The 19,457-nt window shown below is 62.1% G+C and carries 17 protein-coding genes; all 17 read left to right on the forward strand.

The window, feature by feature from the left end:
• Positions 1-259: 259 nt before the first annotated feature.
• The 17 genes from P1S46_02550 (at position 260) to P1S46_02630 (ending at position 19,292) form a co-directional block, all read left to right on the forward strand.
• Positions 260-1,621, forward strand: coding sequence for a sigma-54 dependent transcriptional regulator (locus tag P1S46_02550; GenBank protein ID MDF1535365.1), 1,362 nt, complete (start codon positions 260-262; stop codon positions 1,619-1,621).
• Positions 1,622-1,946: 325 nt separating this feature from the next.
• Positions 1,947-2,945, forward strand: coding sequence for an ethylbenzene dehydrogenase-related protein (locus P1S46_02555; GenBank protein ID MDF1535366.1), 999 nt, complete (start codon positions 1,947-1,949; stop codon positions 2,943-2,945).
• Positions 2,926-3,696: a carboxypeptidase-like regulatory domain-containing protein gene (locus tag P1S46_02560; protein MDF1535367.1), complete on the forward strand. Its 771-nt coding sequence runs from the start codon at positions 2,926-2,928 to the stop codon at positions 3,694-3,696. The genes P1S46_02555 and P1S46_02560 overlap by 20 nt, the downstream gene beginning before the upstream one ends.
• A 141-nt stretch (positions 3,697-3,837) precedes the next feature.
• The gene (locus tag P1S46_02565; protein MDF1535368.1) at positions 3,838-4,731 is read left to right on the forward strand and encodes a HEAT repeat domain-containing protein; all 894 of its coding nucleotides are present in this window, start codon (positions 3,838-3,840) and stop codon (positions 4,729-4,731) included.
• Positions 4,732-4,776: 45 nt separating this feature from the next.
• Positions 4,777-6,375, forward strand: a complete 1,599-nt coding sequence (locus tag P1S46_02570) for a 4Fe-4S binding protein (protein ID MDF1535369.1) — start codon at positions 4,777-4,779, stop codon at positions 6,373-6,375.
• On the forward strand, positions 6,363-6,869 hold the full coding sequence (locus tag P1S46_02575; GenBank protein ID MDF1535370.1) for a hypothetical protein: 507 nt from the start codon (positions 6,363-6,365) through the stop codon (positions 6,867-6,869). The genes P1S46_02570 and P1S46_02575 overlap by 13 nt, the downstream gene beginning before the upstream one ends.
• A gap of 339 nt (positions 6,870-7,208) precedes the next feature.
• Positions 7,209-8,129 (forward strand): phosphate/phosphite/phosphonate ABC transporter substrate-binding protein, encoded by a 921-nt coding sequence (locus P1S46_02580; GenBank protein MDF1535371.1) that lies wholly within the window; start codon positions 7,209-7,211, stop codon positions 8,127-8,129.
• 24 nt (positions 8,130-8,153) lie between these two features.
• Positions 8,154-8,681, forward strand: a complete 528-nt coding sequence (locus P1S46_02585) for a hypothetical protein (GenBank protein MDF1535372.1) — start codon at positions 8,154-8,156, stop codon at positions 8,679-8,681.
• Positions 8,678-9,736 (forward strand): YedE family putative selenium transporter, encoded by a 1,059-nt coding sequence (yedE, locus tag P1S46_02590; GenBank protein MDF1535373.1) that lies wholly within the window; start codon positions 8,678-8,680, stop codon positions 9,734-9,736. The genes P1S46_02585 and yedE overlap by 4 nt, the downstream gene beginning before the upstream one ends.
• Before the next feature lie 169 nt (positions 9,737-9,905).
• Positions 9,906-10,241: a PqqD family peptide modification chaperone gene (locus tag P1S46_02595; GenBank protein MDF1535374.1), complete on the forward strand. Its 336-nt coding sequence runs from the start codon at positions 9,906-9,908 to the stop codon at positions 10,239-10,241.
• Positions 10,231-11,271 (forward strand): GeoRSP system radical SAM/SPASM protein, encoded by a 1,041-nt coding sequence (locus P1S46_02600; GenBank protein ID MDF1535375.1) that lies wholly within the window; start codon positions 10,231-10,233, stop codon positions 11,269-11,271. Before P1S46_02595 ends, P1S46_02600 begins: the two co-directional genes overlap by 11 nt.
• 582 nt (positions 11,272-11,853) lie before the next feature.
• Entirely contained in the window at positions 11,854-12,735 is an 882-nt protein-coding gene (locus P1S46_02605) for an SPASM domain-containing protein (protein ID MDF1535376.1), read from the forward strand.
• 31 nt (positions 12,736-12,766) lie between these two features.
• Entirely contained in the window at positions 12,767-13,933 is a 1,167-nt protein-coding gene (locus tag P1S46_02610) for an aminotransferase class V-fold PLP-dependent enzyme (protein MDF1535377.1), read from the forward strand.
• Entirely contained in the window at positions 13,926-14,192 is a 267-nt protein-coding gene (locus P1S46_02615; protein ID MDF1535378.1) for a DUF3343 domain-containing protein, read from the forward strand. The genes P1S46_02610 and P1S46_02615 overlap by 8 nt, the downstream gene beginning before the upstream one ends.
• Positions 14,185-15,171, forward strand: a complete 987-nt coding sequence (ribF, locus tag P1S46_02620; protein MDF1535379.1) for a riboflavin biosynthesis protein RibF — start codon at positions 14,185-14,187, stop codon at positions 15,169-15,171. Before P1S46_02615 ends, ribF begins: the two co-directional genes overlap by 8 nt.
• 114 nt (positions 15,172-15,285) lie before the next feature.
• Positions 15,286-17,238, forward strand: coding sequence for a tetratricopeptide repeat protein (locus P1S46_02625; GenBank protein MDF1535380.1), 1,953 nt, complete (start codon positions 15,286-15,288; stop codon positions 17,236-17,238).
• Entirely contained in the window at positions 17,238-19,292 is a 2,055-nt protein-coding gene (locus P1S46_02630; GenBank protein ID MDF1535381.1) for a tetratricopeptide repeat protein, read from the forward strand. The genes P1S46_02625 and P1S46_02630 overlap by 1 nt, the downstream gene beginning before the upstream one ends.
• Positions 19,293-19,457 lie beyond the last annotated feature (165 nt).

Here is a 19,457-nt window from a genome sequence, read left to right on the forward strand (position 1 = left end):
GCAAACTAACCACAGCGCGACCGTCTTGCAGGTCGCCCCACGGGGTTTCACAGGGTCAAGAAACGTCAAGGAAGGGCTTAAATGTCCTTCCCCGGATTTGAATGCCTTACCCCGTGTTACCCTGCCTGCCCGTCGTAGCTGAAAGCGTAGTCGGGTGTACCTTGTGGTTAACAGCTTTTGGGGGCTCTGGAGTGAAGTCACCGGGCAGTTATTAAACGGTTGATCCCAAGGAAAGTTGCCGAAGGAAGGTGAGATAAAGATGAGTTACAAGGTTCTCATCGTAGACGACGAACCGGGGATGCGAAGCCTGTTGACACGGGTCATGGAAAAGGAGGGATACCAGTCCAGGGCCGTTGCCGATGGAGCTGAGGCTCTGAAGTCGATCCAGGGCGGGGAGTGGGACCTGGTCATCGCCGATATCGACATGCCGGTGATGGACGGGATCGAACTCCTCAAGAGGCTCCGGGATACAGTGCCCCGGCTTCCGGTGATCATGATCACCGCCTACGCCACGGTGGAATCGGCGGTCCAGGCCATGAAGTCCGGTGCTTTTGACTACATTACGAAGCCCTTCGCCATGGACGAGCTGAAGATCGTGGTAGCCAAGGCCTTCGAGCGCCAGCGTCTCATCGACGAACGGGATATGCTCCTTGCCCAGATCAGGGATCGGTACGATCTCAAGGGGATCGTGGGTGTCTCCCGGAGAATGCGCGACGTGGTGGACATGGCCCTCAGCGTCGCCCCGTCGAGAGCCTCGGTGCTCATCGAGGGAGAGACCGGCACCGGCAAGGAGCTGGTGGCCAGGGCCATCCACGACCACAGTGACCGGTCGGACCGTCCCTTCGTGGTGGTCAACTGCGGCGCCCTTGCTGAGGGTGTCCTCGAAAGCGAGCTGTTCGGTCACGAGCGGGGAGCTTTTTCCGGGGCCATCGCTTCGAGAAAAGGACGTTTCGAGCTGGCTGACGGGGGTACCCTTTTTATCGACGAGGTGGGCGAACTTCCACAACAGGCCCAGGTCAAGCTGCTGCGTTTCCTCCAGAACCACGAGTTCGAAAGGGTGGGGGGAGCCACGGTGCTGAGAAGCGATGCCCGTATCGTGGCGGCGACCAACCGTGATCTCAAGACCATGGTGCGGGAAGGGAAGTTCCGGGACGACCTTTTCTACCGGCTCAACGTCGTCCACATCCAGGTTCCCCCTCTCCGGGAGCGCAGGGAGGATGTCGAGCACCTGGCCCGGCATTTCCTGGACAAATACTGCGGCCAGATGAACAAGAAACTGGGGGAGCTTCCCCCCGAGGTGCTCAATGCTCTCGGGGCGTATGACTGGGAGGGGAACGTCAGGGAGTTGGAGAACGTCATGGAACGGGCCGTTGTGCTGTGCAAGGGAGACGCCGTGACCCTCAGGGACCTGCCGGAGGAGGTGAGGGGGGAGAAGGGGTCCGGTGAAGCGGTTACCGTACCCATCGGGACCCTGACCGAGATCCTCGAGTCCATGGAAAGACAGATCCTTGTCAGAACCCTGGAGCGAAACGGCGGCAGCCAGACCGGAACAGCCCGTGATCTGGGTATAAAACGCACTACCTTACGCTACAAAATGGGGAAATACGGATTACTGAAGTAATCCGTATCTGGTTCCAGTTTCAGGAGACGGTCGGAGAACCTCGTCAGCCTTCCGGAAATGGTTTGTCGAAAACAATTGCAGGACAACCATGAAAAAACGAGCGAAATTAAATGGTTATATCCGAAATTCATACAAACATGTTGTCTGCCGCGGATTTCGGATCTGCCGACAAACCTGCGATCACGCCGTTGGGGTGATCGAGGTTTTCCGACACGCTGCTCGCCAGACACCAGAACCAGCCATCAGAAGCCGGTTTTCCCTAGCACTCCGCACTTCGCACTTCGTACTGGTCTTTTTGGTACAGTCATTGCTTCACACTCGATATATGAAAACAGCCCTAAGCGCCGGAGCGAAGCTGCTCATCCTCCTTTTTATACTGTCCGGCTGCGGCAGCCCCTTCGGCGGAGACACCCTGCCTGCCATGAGGATCGAGGGCGAACCGACGAAGGCCAATTGGGAGCGTGCGGTTCCCCTGGACCTCGAGGTGTGGATGGGGAACGTCAACCTCAGGCCCGAGATCGTGGCCCTGGATCAGGAGACGTCCCATCGCTCCACGGCCCAGTGCCATCACGGCCCGGCCAATTCGGATCCGGTGAAGGTGAGGTTGAAGGCTTTTCACAACGACCGGGAGCTGTACCTGAAGATCCGATGGCCCGACGCTACCGAGGACCGGGATCTCGGTCATTGGGAAAGGGGGACCGACAGCTGGGTTGCCCGTCCCGGGGAGGATGACGGCCTGGCCGTCCTGTGGGGATCCGCCGGAGCAGGTTCCGGTACGCGACAGGAGTTCCGCTGCCAGAGGGCCTGCCACATGATCGAGGTGGACGTTTATGACGGGGGCACACAGATGCGGATGGGGATGAAACACGAGGGCGGGATCCTGGACCTTTGGCGCTGGCGCGCCGGTGTCACCGCTCCTTTTGACCGCGCCGACGACATGGTGGTGGACCTTGAAGGGAAACGGGGGGACGAGGGCCAGGCGATCCTGACGACGGTTCCCGATCCCATGGGCAGCGGGCCGGTGCCGTACCGGGAGATCGAAAAGCCCTCCGGTCGCCAGGGCCACGTCAGAACCGTAAGCCGCTGGGCCGACGGTTGGTGGGAGGTCCTTTTCGTGCGGGATCTCGACACTTCGGACCCTGATGACACCGTGTTTGTGCCCGGTCTTGCCGTACCGTTCAGTATCAGTGTTTTCGACAACACCTTCACGGAACATCATGTCCTCGATACAAGTGCAGACCTTGTCCTTGTCGACAGACCCTCCAGGGGCGCCGGCGGGACCACTGCAGACGGGAGAGATCCGTATGATCCGCTGGACTTTTAAAGATCCTGGCGTGAGGGCCGGTACCCGTGTCCTCATCTTCGCGATCGCTGCCGCACTCCTGGTCCCTGGGTGCGGGTCCCATCAGCCCTCCCGGCCGGCTACCGTAACGGGCACCGTCACGGTGTCCCTCGCCGATGCGCTGGTCTACATCTACCAAGAGGGCGATGACATCTTCGGCCCGGCGAGGGTCATCTCGGAACCCACGGCCACCGACGGTTCCTTCTCCCTATCCCTGAAGCCAGGGAAGTACCTGGCCGTGGCCAGGAAACGGGTATCGGGAGAATCGGCCGGTCCGGTGCTCATCGGGGATTACCGGAGCGAACCGGTGGCCTTTGAGGTCAGCCAGGGCCAGGAGAAAGTCGTTTTATCCATGACAGCTGTCATCAAGGTGTCCAACGAGAAAGCGTTCCCGGCTTCAGCCCAGGAGAACGCCACAGGTATCGCGGGAAGGGTGTCCGACGCCGACGGGAACCCTGTCGAGGGGACACGGGTCCATGTATACGACCACATCCAGATGTCCGAGCGTCCCAAATACGTGAGTGAACGGACCGGTGCGGACGGGAAATACTTTGTCCCTGTGAAGAGAGGGGGGACATATTATCTGTCGGCCCGGGATCGTTTCGGGGGCCCCCCCCAGATCGGGGATCTTTTCGGCCGATACGATGAAGGCACTGTAGACCCCTCCGGCGTCGTCGTCCGTAAGGGCGAGGTGACCGGGGATGTCGATATCACGGTGCACAAGGTCTGGTGAGGGTCTTCTCGTGCGTCCGTGATTCCGTGGAGCGTGTGTCCGTAAAAGCATTCGCACGCACCAACACTCAACGCACGTACGTTCTCTTCTGAGATTTGAGATATGAGAGTTGAGATAAGAAAGCATTCTGGATTTTGGATTTTGGATCTTGGATTAATTTCCACTGTCCTCATTCTGCTCATGCTGAGTGGCTGTAGTTCGAACGAGGACATTTCCACTCTCATCGAGAAAGCTCACAAAGGCGATGACCGGGCTGGACGGAAACTTGTTGTGGTCCTGGGTTCCGCCGACAGGGAGGCGGCCCTTGCGGCATACAGGGCGCTTATCGAGATCGGGGCCGGTTCCCAGCCGTGGTTGATGACCGGTTTGAAATCCGGTAACGCCGCGGTGGTCGAGGCGTGCTCCGCGGCCCTCGGGAGCATGGGTTCAAAAGCCAGTGTCCCGGCGTTGATCGAACTCCTTGACCACGCCGACAAGCGCCCCTATGCAGCGGCCCAGGCGCTGGGGGAGATCGGGGCCATGGAAGCGGTGCCGCACCTGGTCAGGGCCCTTTCAAGCCGGGACATGGAGCTCCGCAAGGCGGCAGTCCGGGCTCTGGTGAAAATGGGTCCTGAAACAGCCGGACCGGTGCTGCCCCTCCTTTCCCGGGGGGAGGATGAGGTCAGCCAGCGGGCCGGGATCAGGGTCATCGGCGAACTGGGAACCAGGGCCGGGGTCGAGCTGCTGATCCCGGTGACCGGAGCCAACAGGGACGCGGCAGCCTGGGCTCTCGGCAGGATCGGAGACCGGCGGGGGCTGAACGCTCTCCTGGGCGCCCTTTCGGACGAAAGGTGGCCGGTCAGGCGGCAGGCGGCCCAGGCTCTGGGCAGCCTCGAGGACCCGGAGGCGGTTCCTGCCCTTACTGCGGCTCTGGATGACCCGGAGACGGTTGTCAGGGAGTGGGCGGCGCGCTCACTCGAGGTCCTGACGGGACAGCCGGTCCTGTACGTGGACGATGGGGGAAATCAGGTTTCCCCTTACAACCTTTACCGGTAAAGCGTGGAGCGTGGAAAGTGGAAAGTGGAAAGTGAAACGGCAACAGTGAAGCGTGAAACTCAATCGGCATATCCTGTCCAGCTGGACACCACGAACCCGGCGCAAGGGAGGATGGCGGGGTTCGCTCCGGCGTTTTTGAAGAGCGGCTGGTGGTGGACCTCTGTGCGCCTCCTGGCCCTGGCCGCCATGGCGTTGGTTGCCGCGGCGGCCTGGGGGAGGCGGTCCATCCCGGGTGTCGAGGTGCCCGACCCGCTCATGTACACGAACCTCGGTAACCTCCTGTTCTGGGTGTTCTGGCTCATGGGCCTCGTGCTTCTGGCTCCTCTGGCGGGACGGGCCTGGTGCGGGTTCTGCCCCCTGGGGGCCGTCAACGAAGTTGTCGCCCGTTACGGCCTGGGGAGACCTTTTCCGGCTCTTTTCAGAAACCAGCACCTCAAGGCGGGGGTGCTGGTAGCCACCGTTTTCCTCATGGGGCTGACCCGGATCCATCATTACCCGTCCCTGACCGCCTGGTACCTCGCAGGATGGGCCGGGTCGGCTGTGCTCATCGGGTCGGTCTTCGCCGGCCGGTCGCTGTGTTCCTACCTGTGTCCGATAGGGGGCATGCTCGGCTTGTACGGCCGTGTCGCTCCGGTAACGGTGGGCGTCAGGGAAGAGAGCGTCTGCCGGTCATGTGAAGGCCGTGAATGCGTCCGCGGAGCCGCCCAATGGCTGCGGGGACGGTTCGGCAGGCTCAATACCCTCCTTCGGCTCCGGCGGTATCCCTGCCCCGTGAACCTCAAGGTCTGGGACATGGGTGGATCGGACAGATGCCTGGGCTGTTTCAACTGCATGCGGGCATGTCCCCGGGACAACGTGGCGGTTTATCCCCGCGCGCCGGTGGCTTCCCTCTGGAGGGAAACCTACCCGAGGTTTTCCGATACGGTCATGGTTTCGGTCCTCATGGGGTTCGTCATCCTGGCTTTTTCCCGTTTCTGGCCCTCATCGGAGATGGTCCTGTCTGCCCCGGTCAGGTGGCTGGCCCCTGTTCTGGGTCCTGCTGCCCGCCCTGCCTTTCTCCTCTGGCTGGTCCTGGTCCTTCCACTGCTCTCTTTCCTCCTGGCAGCTGCCGTGACAAGGTGGGGGCACAGCAGGATCCAGGTCCAGGACAGCCCGCCGGAAAGGCTCCCTCAGCAAAAAAACAGTGGAAACGGTTTCCCCTTCCGGGTGTGGCTGGCCAACGCGGACCCGGAAGAGCGGAAACATGAAGAGGAGCGGGTTCTGGAAACCGATACGGTCCGGGGCCTTTCAGCGACTTACGCCGGCGTTGTGATCCCCCTGCTCCTGGCCTCCCACGCGGTCCTGGCCCTGGTCAAGATCAACGCCAAGGCGGCCTACCTGCCGTTGGCGGTGGCCGATCCTGCCGGTATGGCGTCGTATGCGGCGGTTTTCGAACTGGGCATCCTTCCGGCCCCTGATCTGCTGCTTCCCGTCGCCTCCCTGCGGGCTGTCGCCCTTGCCGTCATGGCGGCAGGGACGGTGACCTCCCTCGTGGTTTACCGTAAAATGGTCGCCCAACGGGGACTGGGCAGTTGGCCTTCCCTGATCCCCATGATCCTTCTTGGCATCGTCGTCTTTGGAGGCCTGGTCAAATGGCTCTTCTGAGGTTTTTCCTCACTGCTGTTTTCCTCGCCGTGACGGCGGTCCCTGCCCCTGGCCACCACATGGGGAAATCGGTCCCCATTGCCCACTCCGGGGGGCCGGTTGCCGACCTCGCGGGCAACGTCGTGGCCGCCTATTTCGAGGAGCAGCTGGGAAGGGATACGGAGCTTTTCACCAGAAGCTCCGTGGAAGAATGCTTCCGGGACATCACGGAAAAGGAGGCCCCCATGGCGCTGGTTCCGGTGGTACCCCGTGACAGGATCCCGGACGGCATCGTGATCGTTCTCCCGGGGATCGACACCGGCCAGGGAGTGTTCACCCTTGCCATGGGCAGCGACGCCCGGGGAGAACTGCAGTTCAGCCTGGTGCCGCGCTACATGGAAAAACTGGGCTCCGGGCTGTCTTCGGAAGCCTGGGAAAAGGGCCTTGCCAGGGTCAAGGCAGGGGAAGGCGCCCGGAAGGTGGCCCTGGATATGCTCAGAGAAGGGGACCTTTGAGCTGCCGGCTGATCGCCGCCAGGTGGAAAGTGGAAGGTGGAAAGTGGAATCAGATATCTCTATTTGAGGACACGGAGACGCGGCGCGTGGGGGCATGGGAGCGTGGGGGCTTGGGGGAAAAGAGCTGAGAAACGTACCTTCATGGTTGTCACTGCGAGCCGGAACCGAGCGCGGCAGTCCCGGGATCGCTTCACACGTTTTTTTGTTCGCGATGACATTTTTTGTAATGTTTTCTCCTGGATTTTGGACCTTGGATCTTGGATTCGATAGTTTTGAAACGTGAAACGTGGAACCTGAGCGAAGCGAGCACCTGACCGAAGCGAGCCTATGAGATCTGAGATGAAAATATTGAGAGTTCTATCGGCAGTCAGCCTGGTTGTGGCCCTCACCTCGTGTCAGCCTGGAGCAAAAGCGCCGGCAGAGCAGGCTGTTACCGATGCGAAGCCCATCCGCATCGGGTACATGATCTGCGACGGTCTCGGGGAGACGAAGAGCCGCTTCGAGCCCCTGACCCGCTACCTGGAGGAAAAAACCGGACTGCCCTTCGAGCCGGTCTACCTCAACACCTTCGAGGTACCGGAGGCCTTCGAAAAGGGTGACCTGGATATCACCCACACCAACTCCCTCCTCTACGTGATCATGCGTGAGAAGGGGCTTGAACCCCTCGCAGGGGAAAAGAGGGGCAGCCTGGGCTTCATGAGCGCCGGGGGGATCGTGGTCAAGGCCGACAGCCCCATCGTGGAAATGGCGGACCTTGCGGGGAAGCGCATGGCTTTCGGACCCCAGCTGGCCCCCACCGGGTTCCTCTCCCAGTACGAGCTTCTCCTGGATGCCGGGATCGATCCCGAGATGGATCTCGATTACTACGCTATTCCCGGGGGAGCATACAAGCATGAGAAGGTGGTTTACGGTGTGTGGATGGGAGCTTACGACGCTGCGGCCGTTCCTCTCCTGGATCTTGAGTTCATGATCCGCGACGGCAAGATCGGTCCAGATGACCTGCGTATCATCGCCCAAAGCGACCCGATCCCCTATTGCGTTTTCGGGATAGCCCCCGGCGTGGTTCCGGAAAGGGCCGCGAGGATCCGGTCACTGCTCCTGAACCTCCTTCCGGCAGACACGGTGGCCCTTGACGGTGAAGTGAGGTCCGTCCTCAAAAGCGCCGGTGTGGAGGGGTTCGTCCCCATCGAGGACTCCGATTTCGATCGTGTGCGGGAGATGGCAAGAAAGACGAAGATGCCCCCGTACCAGGAATTTTGAGCAAAATTCCCAAGAAAGAAATAAATGACCGGACGATCCATTGACAGATTTACTGAAATCCTCGCGATCCTATGTGTCACCGCGGCAGTGGTGATCCTCCTCGTTCCTTCCCGGGGACCGGACGCCGGCGCCGGCCTGGCGGGACTCAGGCCCCAGGAGATCCAGGGCGGCGAGGGGGTGCTTTTCCGTACCTCCATGGATGAGGTCCGCCGCCTGGTGGATGGCGACCGGGATCCCGGACGCAGGCTGGACGACCTTACGGCCCGTTTCCCCCGACGGCACGAGGTGTGGGCCCTCTCTGCCCGGTACCACGAAAATATGGATGAGGAATCGGCTGCTCTCGTGGACTATGCCCGCGCCGTCCGGCTTCAGCCCGATTACCTGGATGAAGGGTCCTCCCTCTACCTCGGAGCCAGGATCGGGGGGGTGACGGGCCGGGAGTTGACAAGATTGAGGGTGAAAAAAGCGGCAGAGGGCCTTACCGGTGAGGAACAGGACATTCTCAGGGCGGCCTACTTCCTCGTGAGGCGCCTTGCCGGAGGGTGCGAATGAGGCGGCTTTCTTCCGACACACTCCTCATCCTCGCCAGCGGTATCAGCCTGGGAGGGCTGGGGGCGGCTCTGGCCCTGTGGGGTAACCCGGCCAACTCGGGGATCTGTATCTCCTGTTTTGTGGAGAACCTTTCCGGGAGCCTCGGACTCCACCACGATCTGAGGATGTCCTATTTCAGGCCCGAGCTGGCAGGGTTTGTTGCAGGCGCTTTTCTCATGGCCCTCGCCGGGAGGGAAATGCGTCCCCGTTCGGGCACGTACCCCGTGATCGGTTTCGTCCTGGGCGTCCTTCTCATCGCAGGCTCTTCCGTGTTCATGGGCTGCCCCATCAAGATGATGCTTCGCCTGGGAGCCGGGGATCTTACGGCTGTAGCCGGAGTGGCGGGTCTTGCCTTCGGTGTCTGGATCGGGGTCCGCTGCTACAGGGCCGGTCTCGACCTCGGCGCACCCACGCCTGGCGGGGGAGCGTTCCAGGCTTCCTTGCTCCCGCTCGTGATCGTGGCCGGTTTCGGGTTGTCCGTAGCGGTGGGCGGGCTCTTCCTGGCCGGGGACACCGGTCCGGCGGCACGGAGGGCACCTCTTGTCATTTCCCTCGCAGCGGGCCTGATCATCGGTGCCCTGGCCCAGCGGTCCCGGTTCTGCGTGACGGGGAGCTTTTCCAACTACTTCCTGGCCCGGGACACCGTCCTGATGCGGGGACTCGCCGCCCTTTTTCTGGCGGCCCTTTCCGTCAGTGTCCTTTCCGGCGTCTTTAATCCCGGACTGCTGGATCAGCCCGGATCCCACCCCGACCACCTCTGGAACTTCCTCGGGATGGCACTGGTCGGGTTCGCGTCGGTCCTTGCAGGCGGATGCCCGTTCCGTCAGCTCGTCCTGAGCGGCGAAGGATCGGTGGACGCTTCGGTGGTCGTCCTGGGCATGGTGGCGGGAGGAGCGATCGTTCACCTGTGGGGCATTGCGAGCACCTCGGCCGGGCCGACACCCTTCGGAAAGGCGGCGGTACTGCTTGGTTTAGCTTTTTGTTTCGGGATCGCAAGGTTTTACCGGAAAGCTTAGGAGCCCGGAGAAAAGCCGACGCGGGGACGCGGTGACAGGGAGATGAACAGTGCGTGGTGCGGAGTGGGGAAATCGTGTCGTCATTGCGAGTTGTTCCCGGACGAAGCAATCTGAAGGGATTGATTTGGAATCTGGAATCTGGAATCAATAATTTTTTCCGGAGGTAAAGATGCAGAAAAAATTATTTCGCAACCCCGACGTTAACTGGCGCGTTGAGTCCCACCGGGAGGCGCATGTACGGGAGGTTCTGGAGGATCCAGCGAGGGTTGAGGAAGACGAGCAGGCGCAGGATGTGGGGACCGTCACCATCCTTGCCGGAGGCGTCATGCACCAGCTTAACCTCCTGGGCGGTGAGATCTGGAAACTGTGTGATGGTTCCCTCGACCGGGAAGGGCTGATGGGAGAGCTGATCGGGATGTTCGAGGTGGACGCGGAGACCCTCTCGGAGGATGTGAACCTCTTCCTGGACGAGATGGCGGGCCAGGGGCTGATCGATGAAAAGTAGCGACCTTCTCTCGGCGCCCCTGACCGTCAACTGGTCCCTGTCCTACCGGTGCAACTTCACCTGCAGCCACTGTTACAGCCGCGCCCTTGACACCGGGACCCTCTCCCTCGACGAGCTTTTCAGGATCGTCGACCTCCTGGCGGAAAAGGGGGTGGTGTTCATCAATTTCGGCGGTGGGGAGCCCCTTTTGCTGGATGATCTTTACCGGATCACGGGCCACGCCGTGTCCCGGGGACTCAAGGTCACCATGAACAGCAACGGATGGCTCCTGGACCAGGGGGCCGCCGGGCGCATCCGGGAGGCGGGCTTTCACAGCGTGGGGATCAGTATCGACAGCCCTGAACCTGCCGGCCACGACCGGTTCCGCGACCGGCCCGGCAGTTTCGTCCGCGCTGTCGAGGCTCTTGGACATTTGAGGGAGGCGGGCGTCAGGAGCACCGTTTCGTGCGTCATCAACCGCGGGAACCTTCACAACTGGCGGGAGATGGTGGGTCTTTGCCGGGAACAGGGAGTGGGGACCTTGTATCTGCACAACTACAAATGTTCGGGCAAGGGGCTGGTGAACATGGAGGAACTGGACCTGACGCCCGGTCAGTGGGGTCAGTTCTACACCGGGGCCCTGGCGGTCAGGGAGAAGCTCGATGACCTGACCATCTCCTTCGACGATCCCATCATGGCTGCCCTGCCGGGGTACAGTCCCGACGCGGCGGTCAAGGGCAGCACCTGCGGCAAGCTGAGCCTCCACATCGGACCCGACGGCCGGATAACCCCCTGCGGCTTCATCCCGATCTCTCTCGGTCACATCCTGAACGACGATTTCGACGAGATCTGGTTCAACTCTCCCATACTGGAAAAGATGCGGTCCAAGACGCCCCGGGGCAAGTGCGCCGGATGCTCCAGTTACGAGGATTGTCTCGGCGGCTGTTCGGCCCGGGCCTTCGCCATGACGGGGAGCTTCGAGGACCCGGACCCGCACTGCTGGGTGGAGGAAGGTCAGTCCAAAGTCCAAAGTCCAAAGTCCAAAGGATAATCTAAAGCTGGTTCATTTACCGCAGGGAACGCAGTGCGGCCGACTGAAGGCCGCATCGCAGGGTAAAAGCGCAGCTCAATTACCGGGTTTTAAAAAACGGTTCATCGGGCAAATGAGTATCTGGTGACCAGAAATTTTGGGGGAGCCAGGGGTTTTATAAGCATTGACACAGAGGACAGGGAGGCGGCTCGCTGGTAGGCCGCCCGTCCCACGAAGTTACACAGAGAAAGGCCCGGGCCGGCATGGAGATCATCTTTCCCTTACCTGAACGGCTGGACCTTCAAGGCCGGGATGAAAGCGGGCTTTGATCCCGGCCTTGAAGGCTCCATCTGCCGATTTCGGAGAAATGCCTTTCCCGAATGGGAAAGGTCAGGTGAGGGGAAGGATCGTTGGTTTCCTCTGTGATCTCTGTGAGCTCTGTGGTGAGTGCCCTTCCGGGTCTTGAAGTGACACCACCCAGGTACGCATTAACCGGGTGAACCTAATAAACTTTATTTTGATCTCCCCTGTGAAACCCTGTGGAGCGATCTGAAAGCTGATCGCGCTGCGGTGAGTTAGCTTTTGGTTGTAAAGGTGTTTCAAATGAGTGATCTGAAGTTCGATCTCCCATTGCGTATCCACTGGCGGCCGGGTTCCGAAGTCTCACCGGCCATCGTGGAATCCATCAGGAAAGCCAACCCCCTAGCCGTCACCGTTCACGTCGAGGACGTGGAGCAGCTGGCGGCCACCGGCCTTCCCTGGGAGGGGATCCCGGTGGTGGTCATCCACAACGGGTGGAGAAAACAGACGGCCTCCCTGCCGGCCCTTGACGTGCACAGGTGGGAGTTTCCTGTCAGGGGTCCGGACGAGGCCATGGCCCTGGCATCAGGGGGGTTCGCGGGCGCCGACCCGGCCAGGGCCGCCCTGCGTTGGTACCCCGTTCGTGGAAAACTCCGTCACCTTGCTCCCATCCTGGAACTGGCGGCAAGGTACGGGTGCTCGGTCACCTTGCCAAACCGTCCGGCCGATGTTATCACCAGCGAAGAGGGGGGGACTTTCCCCGATCCGGATGAACTGGATGATGGGCTCTTCGGGGCGGTCAGGAGCGCAGCGGCTCTCCTCCAGCCGGGGAAGATCAGGGTTCACGATTTCATCCTGACCCGGGCCCTCGGCCTGGAAAGTATGGAGCCGTCGGGGTGCGAGGCCGCCAACGCCATCGCTTTCATCGACGGGGAGGGCATTGTGTATCCTTGCGAGACGCTCGGGGTGCCCATGGGTGACCTTGGCCGGGAGGAGCTGGAGGCAATATGGGCGTCCCCTCTTCGCGCGCGGGTGCGCACGGATGTGGGGAAGATGCCGGGAGTCTGCGTCCGGTGCCCTGAGCTGACGATGTGCCGGGGAGGATGCCGGGGAGCGGTTTACCACCTCAAGGGGCACTACCTGGCCCCTGACCCCATGTGCCCCTTATCTTGTAACAGTGGCTGATGATATGCAGGCAGAAACAATGGAAACAACCATGAGCAATAAGATCATCTACCTTAACAACGCGGCGGGAAGCTGGCCCAAACCGGACCAGGTCATCGACCGGATGGTGTGGGCCGCCACCGAATTCCCCTCCACCCCGGGACGGGGCGGGTCAGGGGTCCGCAGTGAAAAGGTCCTGTTCGACACGCGGGAGTCGCTGGCCTCCCTCATCGGCGCTGCCGACAGCTCCCGCATCATCTTCACGCCCAACACCACCGCGGCCCTGAACCTTGCCATCGCCGGCCTGGTCAGGAGCCGGGACCATGTCGTCACCACCTCCATGGACCACAACTCGGTAGCCCGTCCCCTTGCCCGTCTCGAGGACCGGGAAGGGGTCGAGGTGACGAGGGTCCAGGCTGGAACAGACGGAACCGTGACGGTCTCTGCCATCCTGGAGGCGGTGAGGCCCGAAACAGCCCTCGTCGTAATGACCCACGCCTCCAACGTCACCGGGACCATCCAGCCGGTCAGTGAGGTCGGGCCGGCTCTGCGAGCCATGGGAGAGGGGAGACCCCTGCTCCTTGCCGACGCAGCCCAGACCGTCGGTGTCCTGCCTGTCGATGTTACCCGGGACGGGATCGACCTGCTGGCCGCTCCCGGGCACAAGGCCCTTTACGGCTCCTCGGGTACGGGGTTCCTCTATGTAGGTCCTGATGTGGAGCTCGAGCCGATCGTCGAGGGGGGAACGGGCGGCCATTCCTCCCTGAGGCGTCAGCCCGAGATGCTGCCGGCGCGCCTGGAAAGCGGCACTCCCAATATCCCGGGTATCGCCGCCCTTGGAGCGGCCGTGGAATTTATCACCGGAAAAGGTCTGGACACGATCCGGCAGCACGAGGCCCGCCTGATGAGGGTCCTCATCGATGGGCTAAGCCCGATCCCGGGGGCGCATCTCTTCGGTCCCTGCGACCCCGTCCGCCAGCTGGCTGTCCTCTCCTTCAGGCTGGACGATATGGATCCCGCCGAAGTGGCCACGTTCCTCGCTGAGGTGAAAGGTATTCACGTTCGGGTCGGTCTTCACTGCTCCCCCTTTTCCCACAAGACCCTGGGCACCTGGCCCGAGGGCACGGTGAGGGTCAGCCCCGGCGTCTTCAATACGGAAGAGGATGTCCAGGCCCTCGTGGAAGGTGTCACGCAGCTGCAGGAGATGAGGGGTGCCTGACCAGGACCTTGTCGTCGTTTTCCCCACCGCCCACCTGACTCTGAAAGCGGAGAGCTTGCTGGAAAAGGCCGGGGTGAGGCACAGGACTGTCATGAAACCGAGGAGGATCTCCAGCGACTGCGGATTGGCGATCCGCATTGACCCCGGCGATCTGCAGCGCATCCGCAAACTTCTCGAGGAAAGTAATACAGACCCGGTGGGCTTTTTCATGGAATCGGGCGGCAGCTGGGAACCTGTTTCCCGTCAGGAGGATGGTTGAGGTGAAAGTGGTCAACGTCCTTCCCGATTCCACGCTGTTTCCCAACGGTTGTGTGGCGGCGGTCGGCAACTTCGACGGCGTTCACCTCGGCCACCAGGAGGTTTTCGCCACTGCCGTGGCCCGTGCCGGGGCTTTCGGCCTGCCCGCAGTTCTCCTCACCTTCGCCTCCCATCCGCTGACGATTGTTAACCCCGGGGCGGCCCCCGCTCCCCTGATGACGGTGGACGATCGGCTGGGCATCGCCCGGCAAACGGGTTTTGAAGCCGCCATCGTCCTCGATTTCGACCAGGAGCTTGCCTCCATGTCCCCCGAAGAGTTCGCCGCCCGCATGCTTGTGGAACGGATAGGCATCCGGGAACTGGTGGCGGGAAAGGGGTGGCGCTTTGGCCGGGGACGCTCCGGGGATATGGAATGGCTTTCCGGTTTCGGCCAGGGGGCCGGGTTAACCGTGAGAGGGGTCGGTCCCGTTATGATAGAGGGCCGCCCTGTGTCCAGCACCTGGGTGCGGGAATCCCTTGCCCGGGGCGATGTAGGCGAAGTGGCCCGGCTTCTTGGCCGGCCCCACTTTGTGCGGGGCACGGTCATCCGGGGGGAGGGCCGGGGTCGGGATCTGGGTTTCCCCACGGTAAACCTGGATTGCCACGGGGTGCTCGTTCCGGCCCATGGTGTCTACGCCGGCGGGTACAGGGTCGGCGAGGCGTCAGGTCCCGCGGCCCTGTCCGTTGGTCCGGCACCGACCTTCGAGGGTGGTCACGGTATTGTCGGCTCCGGTCCCCGTGCCGCCCTGGAAGGCCATCTCATCGGCCTTGACCGCGACCTTTACGGGCAGACCCTGACCATCGCCTTTTTCCGGCGGCTCAGGGACCAGCGGCCCTTTCCCGATGTCGACACACTTTCCCGGCAGATCGCCCTGGATGTGGAAGCGGCCCGCAAAGAATGTTTGGCGTTTGAGATTTGCACCCAAAACCCAAAACCCTGAACTCAAAACCCGAGCGAAGCGCAGCGTGCACATGGAGGAGATCCGGTCATCCTAACCACTGTTGATCATCCCGGGGAAGCCCGGTCAAAGCGTTTCACCACGGTCCGGCTTGCGGTGGTTATCTTCCTGGCGGCTGTCCTGACTTTTGCGGTGACCCTCGGTTTCGATTACACCTGGGATGATCCACCTCTCGTGACAAGGGTCCATGAGGCCCTGTCCGGCGGCAAGGTCTCCCAGCTCTTCACGACCAGCTTCTTCGTTCAAACCGTGCAGAGCGCACGGTACTTCCGGCCGGTGATGATGGGAAGCCTCCTGGGAGATGTCGTTCTGACGGGCGGCTCCCCGTGGTTTTCCCACCTCGTTAACGTCCTGATCCACGGGATCAACGCTGTCCTCGTTTTTTTTCTCTTCAACCTGATCCTGGGGAGCAGGCCAGGAGCCCTGGCGGGAGCGCTCCTCTTCGCGGTCCACCCCGTCCACGCGGAGGCCGTATCGGCCGTGTCCAGCCGGATGGACCTCATGGCCCTCATGTTCATCCTTCCTGCCGCGATCCTGTGGGTCTCCCCTGCAGAGGATCGGCAGGAAAGGGTTCTCCTGTCCTGGATGGCGGCTGCCCTTTCGTTCCTGCTCGCCTGTTTCACCAAGGAGACGGCGTTCATGCTCCCGGCCGCCCTCGTGGGCTGGGAGGCGCTCCGGTGGAGGCGGCCGAACAGACAACAGGTGGTCGGCGCCGTTTTCCTGGCGGCGTCGGCCGGTGGGGCGCTGCTGGCAAGAGCGGCAGTCTTCGCCCGGGAGGCGGACAACGGGGTACGAACCGTCAAAGCGGGCGCTCTGTGGCCGGACGCGAACTTCTGGACCAGCCTGAAGATCCTCCTGGTAAACATGCGGTTGGCGGTTTACCCGTTCCCTATCCGGTCCCACTGGGCGGGAAGCGACCTTGTCCTTGGAGGAACCACCTTTCTCGGTGCGGCCCTTTTTATCGCCGCTGTCGGAGCGGCTTTCCGTAAAAGGCGCCACATAGCAGCTATGGGGATCACGTGGTGGGCGGTTTTTACCTTCCCCGTCCTTGGATTTTTCAACCTGGGGCAGGTGGTGGCGGCTGAACGGTATGCGTACATACCCTCGGCAGGTATCTGCCTGATCGCGGGGATCCTGGCGGCAGGTCTGGCCGAGAAACAGCGAAAACGGATGGCAGTGAAAAAGTTATTGACAACCGGGGTCTTTCTCCTGGCCTCCTGGACCGTTTTCCACACCCTTCCCTGGACGGATGAAGTCCGGATCTACCGGCATGTCCTGGGGAGTAATCCCGCCTACGCCACTCCGTATCTGAACCTGGGAGTGGTCCTCGCCCGCGAGGGGCAGTACGAGGAAGCCATGGAGGCTTACAACAGTGCCCTGGAGCTTGTTCCCGAATGGGACAAGGCCCTGTTCAACCGCGGGAACCTTTCATCCAGGATGGGCCGAAGCGCGGAAGCGCTGGCCGACTTCGAAAAACTGCTGGACCTGAAACCGGACGACTGGGAGGCGGCCCTGAACATGGGAAACGTTCTGGCGGCCCTGGGCCGGACCGGGGAAGCCGTCAGCTCCTACGAACGGGCGGCGGTTTCCGGCCCCTCGTCGGGCATGCCCCTCGTCGCCCTGGCCCTCATATCCGCGGGAAAGGGGGATCACGGTGAGGCGGCCCGGCTTTTCGGTGAAGCGGCCGCCCGTGAACCGGACCTGTCCGTGGCGTACGAAGGTCTCGGCGAGTCCTACATGGCCCTGGGTAAACCCGACCTGGCCCAGGGGGCTCTATTGAAGGCCCTGGAGGTGGCTCCGGCAAACGCGCGGGCGGCGATGAAACTTGGCGGGCTTCTCCTTGACACGGGCCGGCCTTCCATGGCCGTACACGCCTTTCAGACGGCCCTTGCCACCGACCCGTCCCTTGTTCCGGCGTGGACGGGGCTGATCCATGCGTACCGGGTTTCGGGAAAGGGGTTTGAAGCGGACCGCCTCATCCGGGGGCTCGATGTCTCGGATCCGGAGCTGGCCGTGAAGGTCAGAATGGCCACAGGGAGGAGCCGGTGATGGCCAGGTCCCGGTGGACAGCGGTATCAGGGAAATACAGGGACACGGAGCTGCTGCCCCTCGTTACCGTTTTCCTGGCGGCTGTCCTCGTTTTTTCAGGCACCCTGGGGCATGATCTTGTCTGGGACGACATCCACATCATCCACTATGCCCACGAGGTGATCCGGGAGGCGGGGCCTGCCGGGCTTTTGACCACACAATTTATCGCCCGCCCCGACGACCCCACCGACAGTTCCGGCTACTACCGCCCCGTGTCGTTCCTGTCCATGTGGATCAACGATCCGGTGGGAGAGCCCTCCCCCTTCCGGTATCACCTGGTGAACGTCGGGCTTCACGGTGTGAACACCGTACTCGTGTTTATCCTGATCAAACTGCTCGTCCCCGGGGGGATGGCGGCCCTTTTCGGCAGCCTCATTTTTGCCGTCCATCCGGTCCATGCCGAATCGGTGGCCTTCGTCTCGGGGCGGACCGATCTCCTGGCGGCCCTTTTTGTTCTTATAACAGCGATCCTCTGGCTGAGGTCGCGTAAGGATCCGTGGCGCTGGGTCCCGTACGTGGCCGGGATGGCCTCCTTCGCCCTGGCCTGCCTGGCCAAGGAGATCGCTTTCGTCCTCCCGGCGGTGGCCGTTTCATGGGTCCTGGTCTTCAGGACCTCCCCCGATGAAAGGGAGGCGTCGAGGGTTGCCAGGGACCTGCCGTGGATCGCCGGGTGGTTCGTGATCCTGGGGATCGTGATCTTTACGAGGCTCTCCCTTCTGGATATCGGATTCGGGCCGGGATGGTCCTCTACAGCCACAGGTGCGGGAGGCGGGTTTGCGGCCATGGCAGGGGAGGCGGCGGTCAACGTCGCCTCCTACCTGCGGCTGATTCTCTTCCCATGGCCCCTTGCCGTCTACTACCCACCGGTCCCCATGGAGTTCAGCGCTTTGTCCATCCTTGCCTTCGCGGGGTTTGCCGCCCTGTGCTTTTCCCTCGCCGGCAAAAAACATCACCACGCAGGGTTCCTTGCCTTTGGCTGGGTCCTGGCGTTCCTGGCACCGGTGTCGGGGGTGGTGGGCCTGGGGCTTTCCGTTATCGCCGAAAGGTTCTGCTACCTGCCGTCGGTGGGCGCGGCCCTCGCCGTCGGTCTTGCCCTGGACATCCTCCGGTCCCGGGTGACGGTCCGGGACCTTTACAGGGCAGCCTTATCGGTTCTCCTGCTGCTGCTGGCTCTGGGTGCCGTCCTTCATTCCGGCAGGTGGCGGGACGAAGTGACACTGTTTGGCCACGCCGTTGAGTCTGGAAAGGGTTCCGTGCCCAACATGCACTTTAACCTGGGCATCGCCCTTGTGGAGGCGGGCCGGCCGCGGGAAGGCATCGAGGCCTTCCTGGAGGCCATCCGGCTCCAGCCCACCTACATCGAAGCCATGCTCAACCTGGCCTCCACCTACATGAAGCTCGACGAACACGAGCGGGCCCTCACTGTTCTGTCAGCGGCGAGGAAGCTGTCTCCCGAAGACCAGCGGCTCTGGGCCAACACGGGAGTGGCCCTTGATGTCCTGGGCCGCAGCGGGGAGGCCCTCGACGCCTATAACAGGGCGACCGAGCTGGACCCGGCTGATCCGATGCCCGGTATCCACGCCGGTAACCTTCTTTCCCGCCTGGGCCGGTACGATGAGAGCGCCGAAGCGTATCGGAAAGTTCTGCTGGTCGATCCGGACCACCTCGATGCCCTTATGGGGCTGGGACGCTCCCTCGAGAAGCTGGTGCGATTCCCGGAGGCTGGAGAAATGTACCTCAAGGCCATGGAAGGTCATCCGGGGCAGATCGTCCCTTACTTCGGGCTGGGCCGCGCTTTCCTGGGGCAGGGCAAGCCCAGGGAGGCGGGGGCTGTTTACCGGGCGGCTCTTGCAGTCGATCCTTCAGATCCCCTGGTCCACCGTGGGATCGTCCTCGCGGCTCACCTGGAAGGGAACAGGGACGGGGCAGCGGCACACATCGAGGGGCTGAAAGGGACAGCGCCGACGCTGGCTGCTGAACTGTCGGAGATGCTGGAAAAACTGGATAGTAAGTGAACCCCCGGAATCTCGACTGACTTTATTGCTTTTTTCGCTGGGATGGCACCCGGCTTCGCTTTCAGCTACGACGGGCAGGCCAGGCTCCTGGCTAGCCCGCATTATTCATGATGCAAATGAGATGTCAGCTAACTGTGTGGCAAATAAAGTTGATGACTTCGCAAA

The organism is bacterium, assembly GCA_029210545.1.
Lineage (GTDB): Bacteria > BMS3Abin14 > BMS3Abin14 > BMS3Abin14 > BMS3Abin14 > JARGFV01.

Coding starts and splice junctions, on each gene's coding strand:
- P1S46_02595 (MDF1535374.1), top strand. CDS start 9,906: ATGCAGAAAAAATTATTTCGCAACCCCGACGTTAACTGGCGCGTTGAG.
- P1S46_02580 (MDF1535371.1), top strand. CDS start 7,209: ATGAAAATATTGAGAGTTCTATCGGCAGTCAGCCTGGTTGTGGCCCTC.
- P1S46_02600 (MDF1535375.1), top strand. CDS start 10,231: ATGAAAAGTAGCGACCTTCTCTCGGCGCCCCTGACCGTCAACTGGTCC.
- P1S46_02610 (MDF1535377.1), top strand. CDS start 12,767: ATGAGCAATAAGATCATCTACCTTAACAACGCGGCGGGAAGCTGGCCC.
- yedE (MDF1535373.1), top strand. CDS start 8,678: ATGAGGCGGCTTTCTTCCGACACACTCCTCATCCTCGCCAGCGGTATC.
- P1S46_02575 (MDF1535370.1), top strand. CDS start 6,363: ATGGCTCTTCTGAGGTTTTTCCTCACTGCTGTTTTCCTCGCCGTGACG.
- P1S46_02550 (MDF1535365.1), top strand. CDS start 260: ATGAGTTACAAGGTTCTCATCGTAGACGACGAACCGGGGATGCGAAGC.
- ribF (MDF1535379.1), top strand. CDS start 14,185: ATGGTTGAGGTGAAAGTGGTCAACGTCCTTCCCGATTCCACGCTGTTT.
- P1S46_02555 (MDF1535366.1), top strand. CDS start 1,947: ATGAAAACAGCCCTAAGCGCCGGAGCGAAGCTGCTCATCCTCCTTTTT.
- P1S46_02560 (MDF1535367.1), top strand. CDS start 2,926: ATGATCCGCTGGACTTTTAAAGATCCTGGCGTGAGGGCCGGTACCCGT.
- P1S46_02605 (MDF1535376.1), top strand. CDS start 11,854: ATGAGTGATCTGAAGTTCGATCTCCCATTGCGTATCCACTGGCGGCCG.
- P1S46_02585 (MDF1535372.1), top strand. CDS start 8,154: ATGACCGGACGATCCATTGACAGATTTACTGAAATCCTCGCGATCCTA.
- P1S46_02630 (MDF1535381.1), top strand. CDS start 17,238: ATGGCCAGGTCCCGGTGGACAGCGGTATCAGGGAAATACAGGGACACG.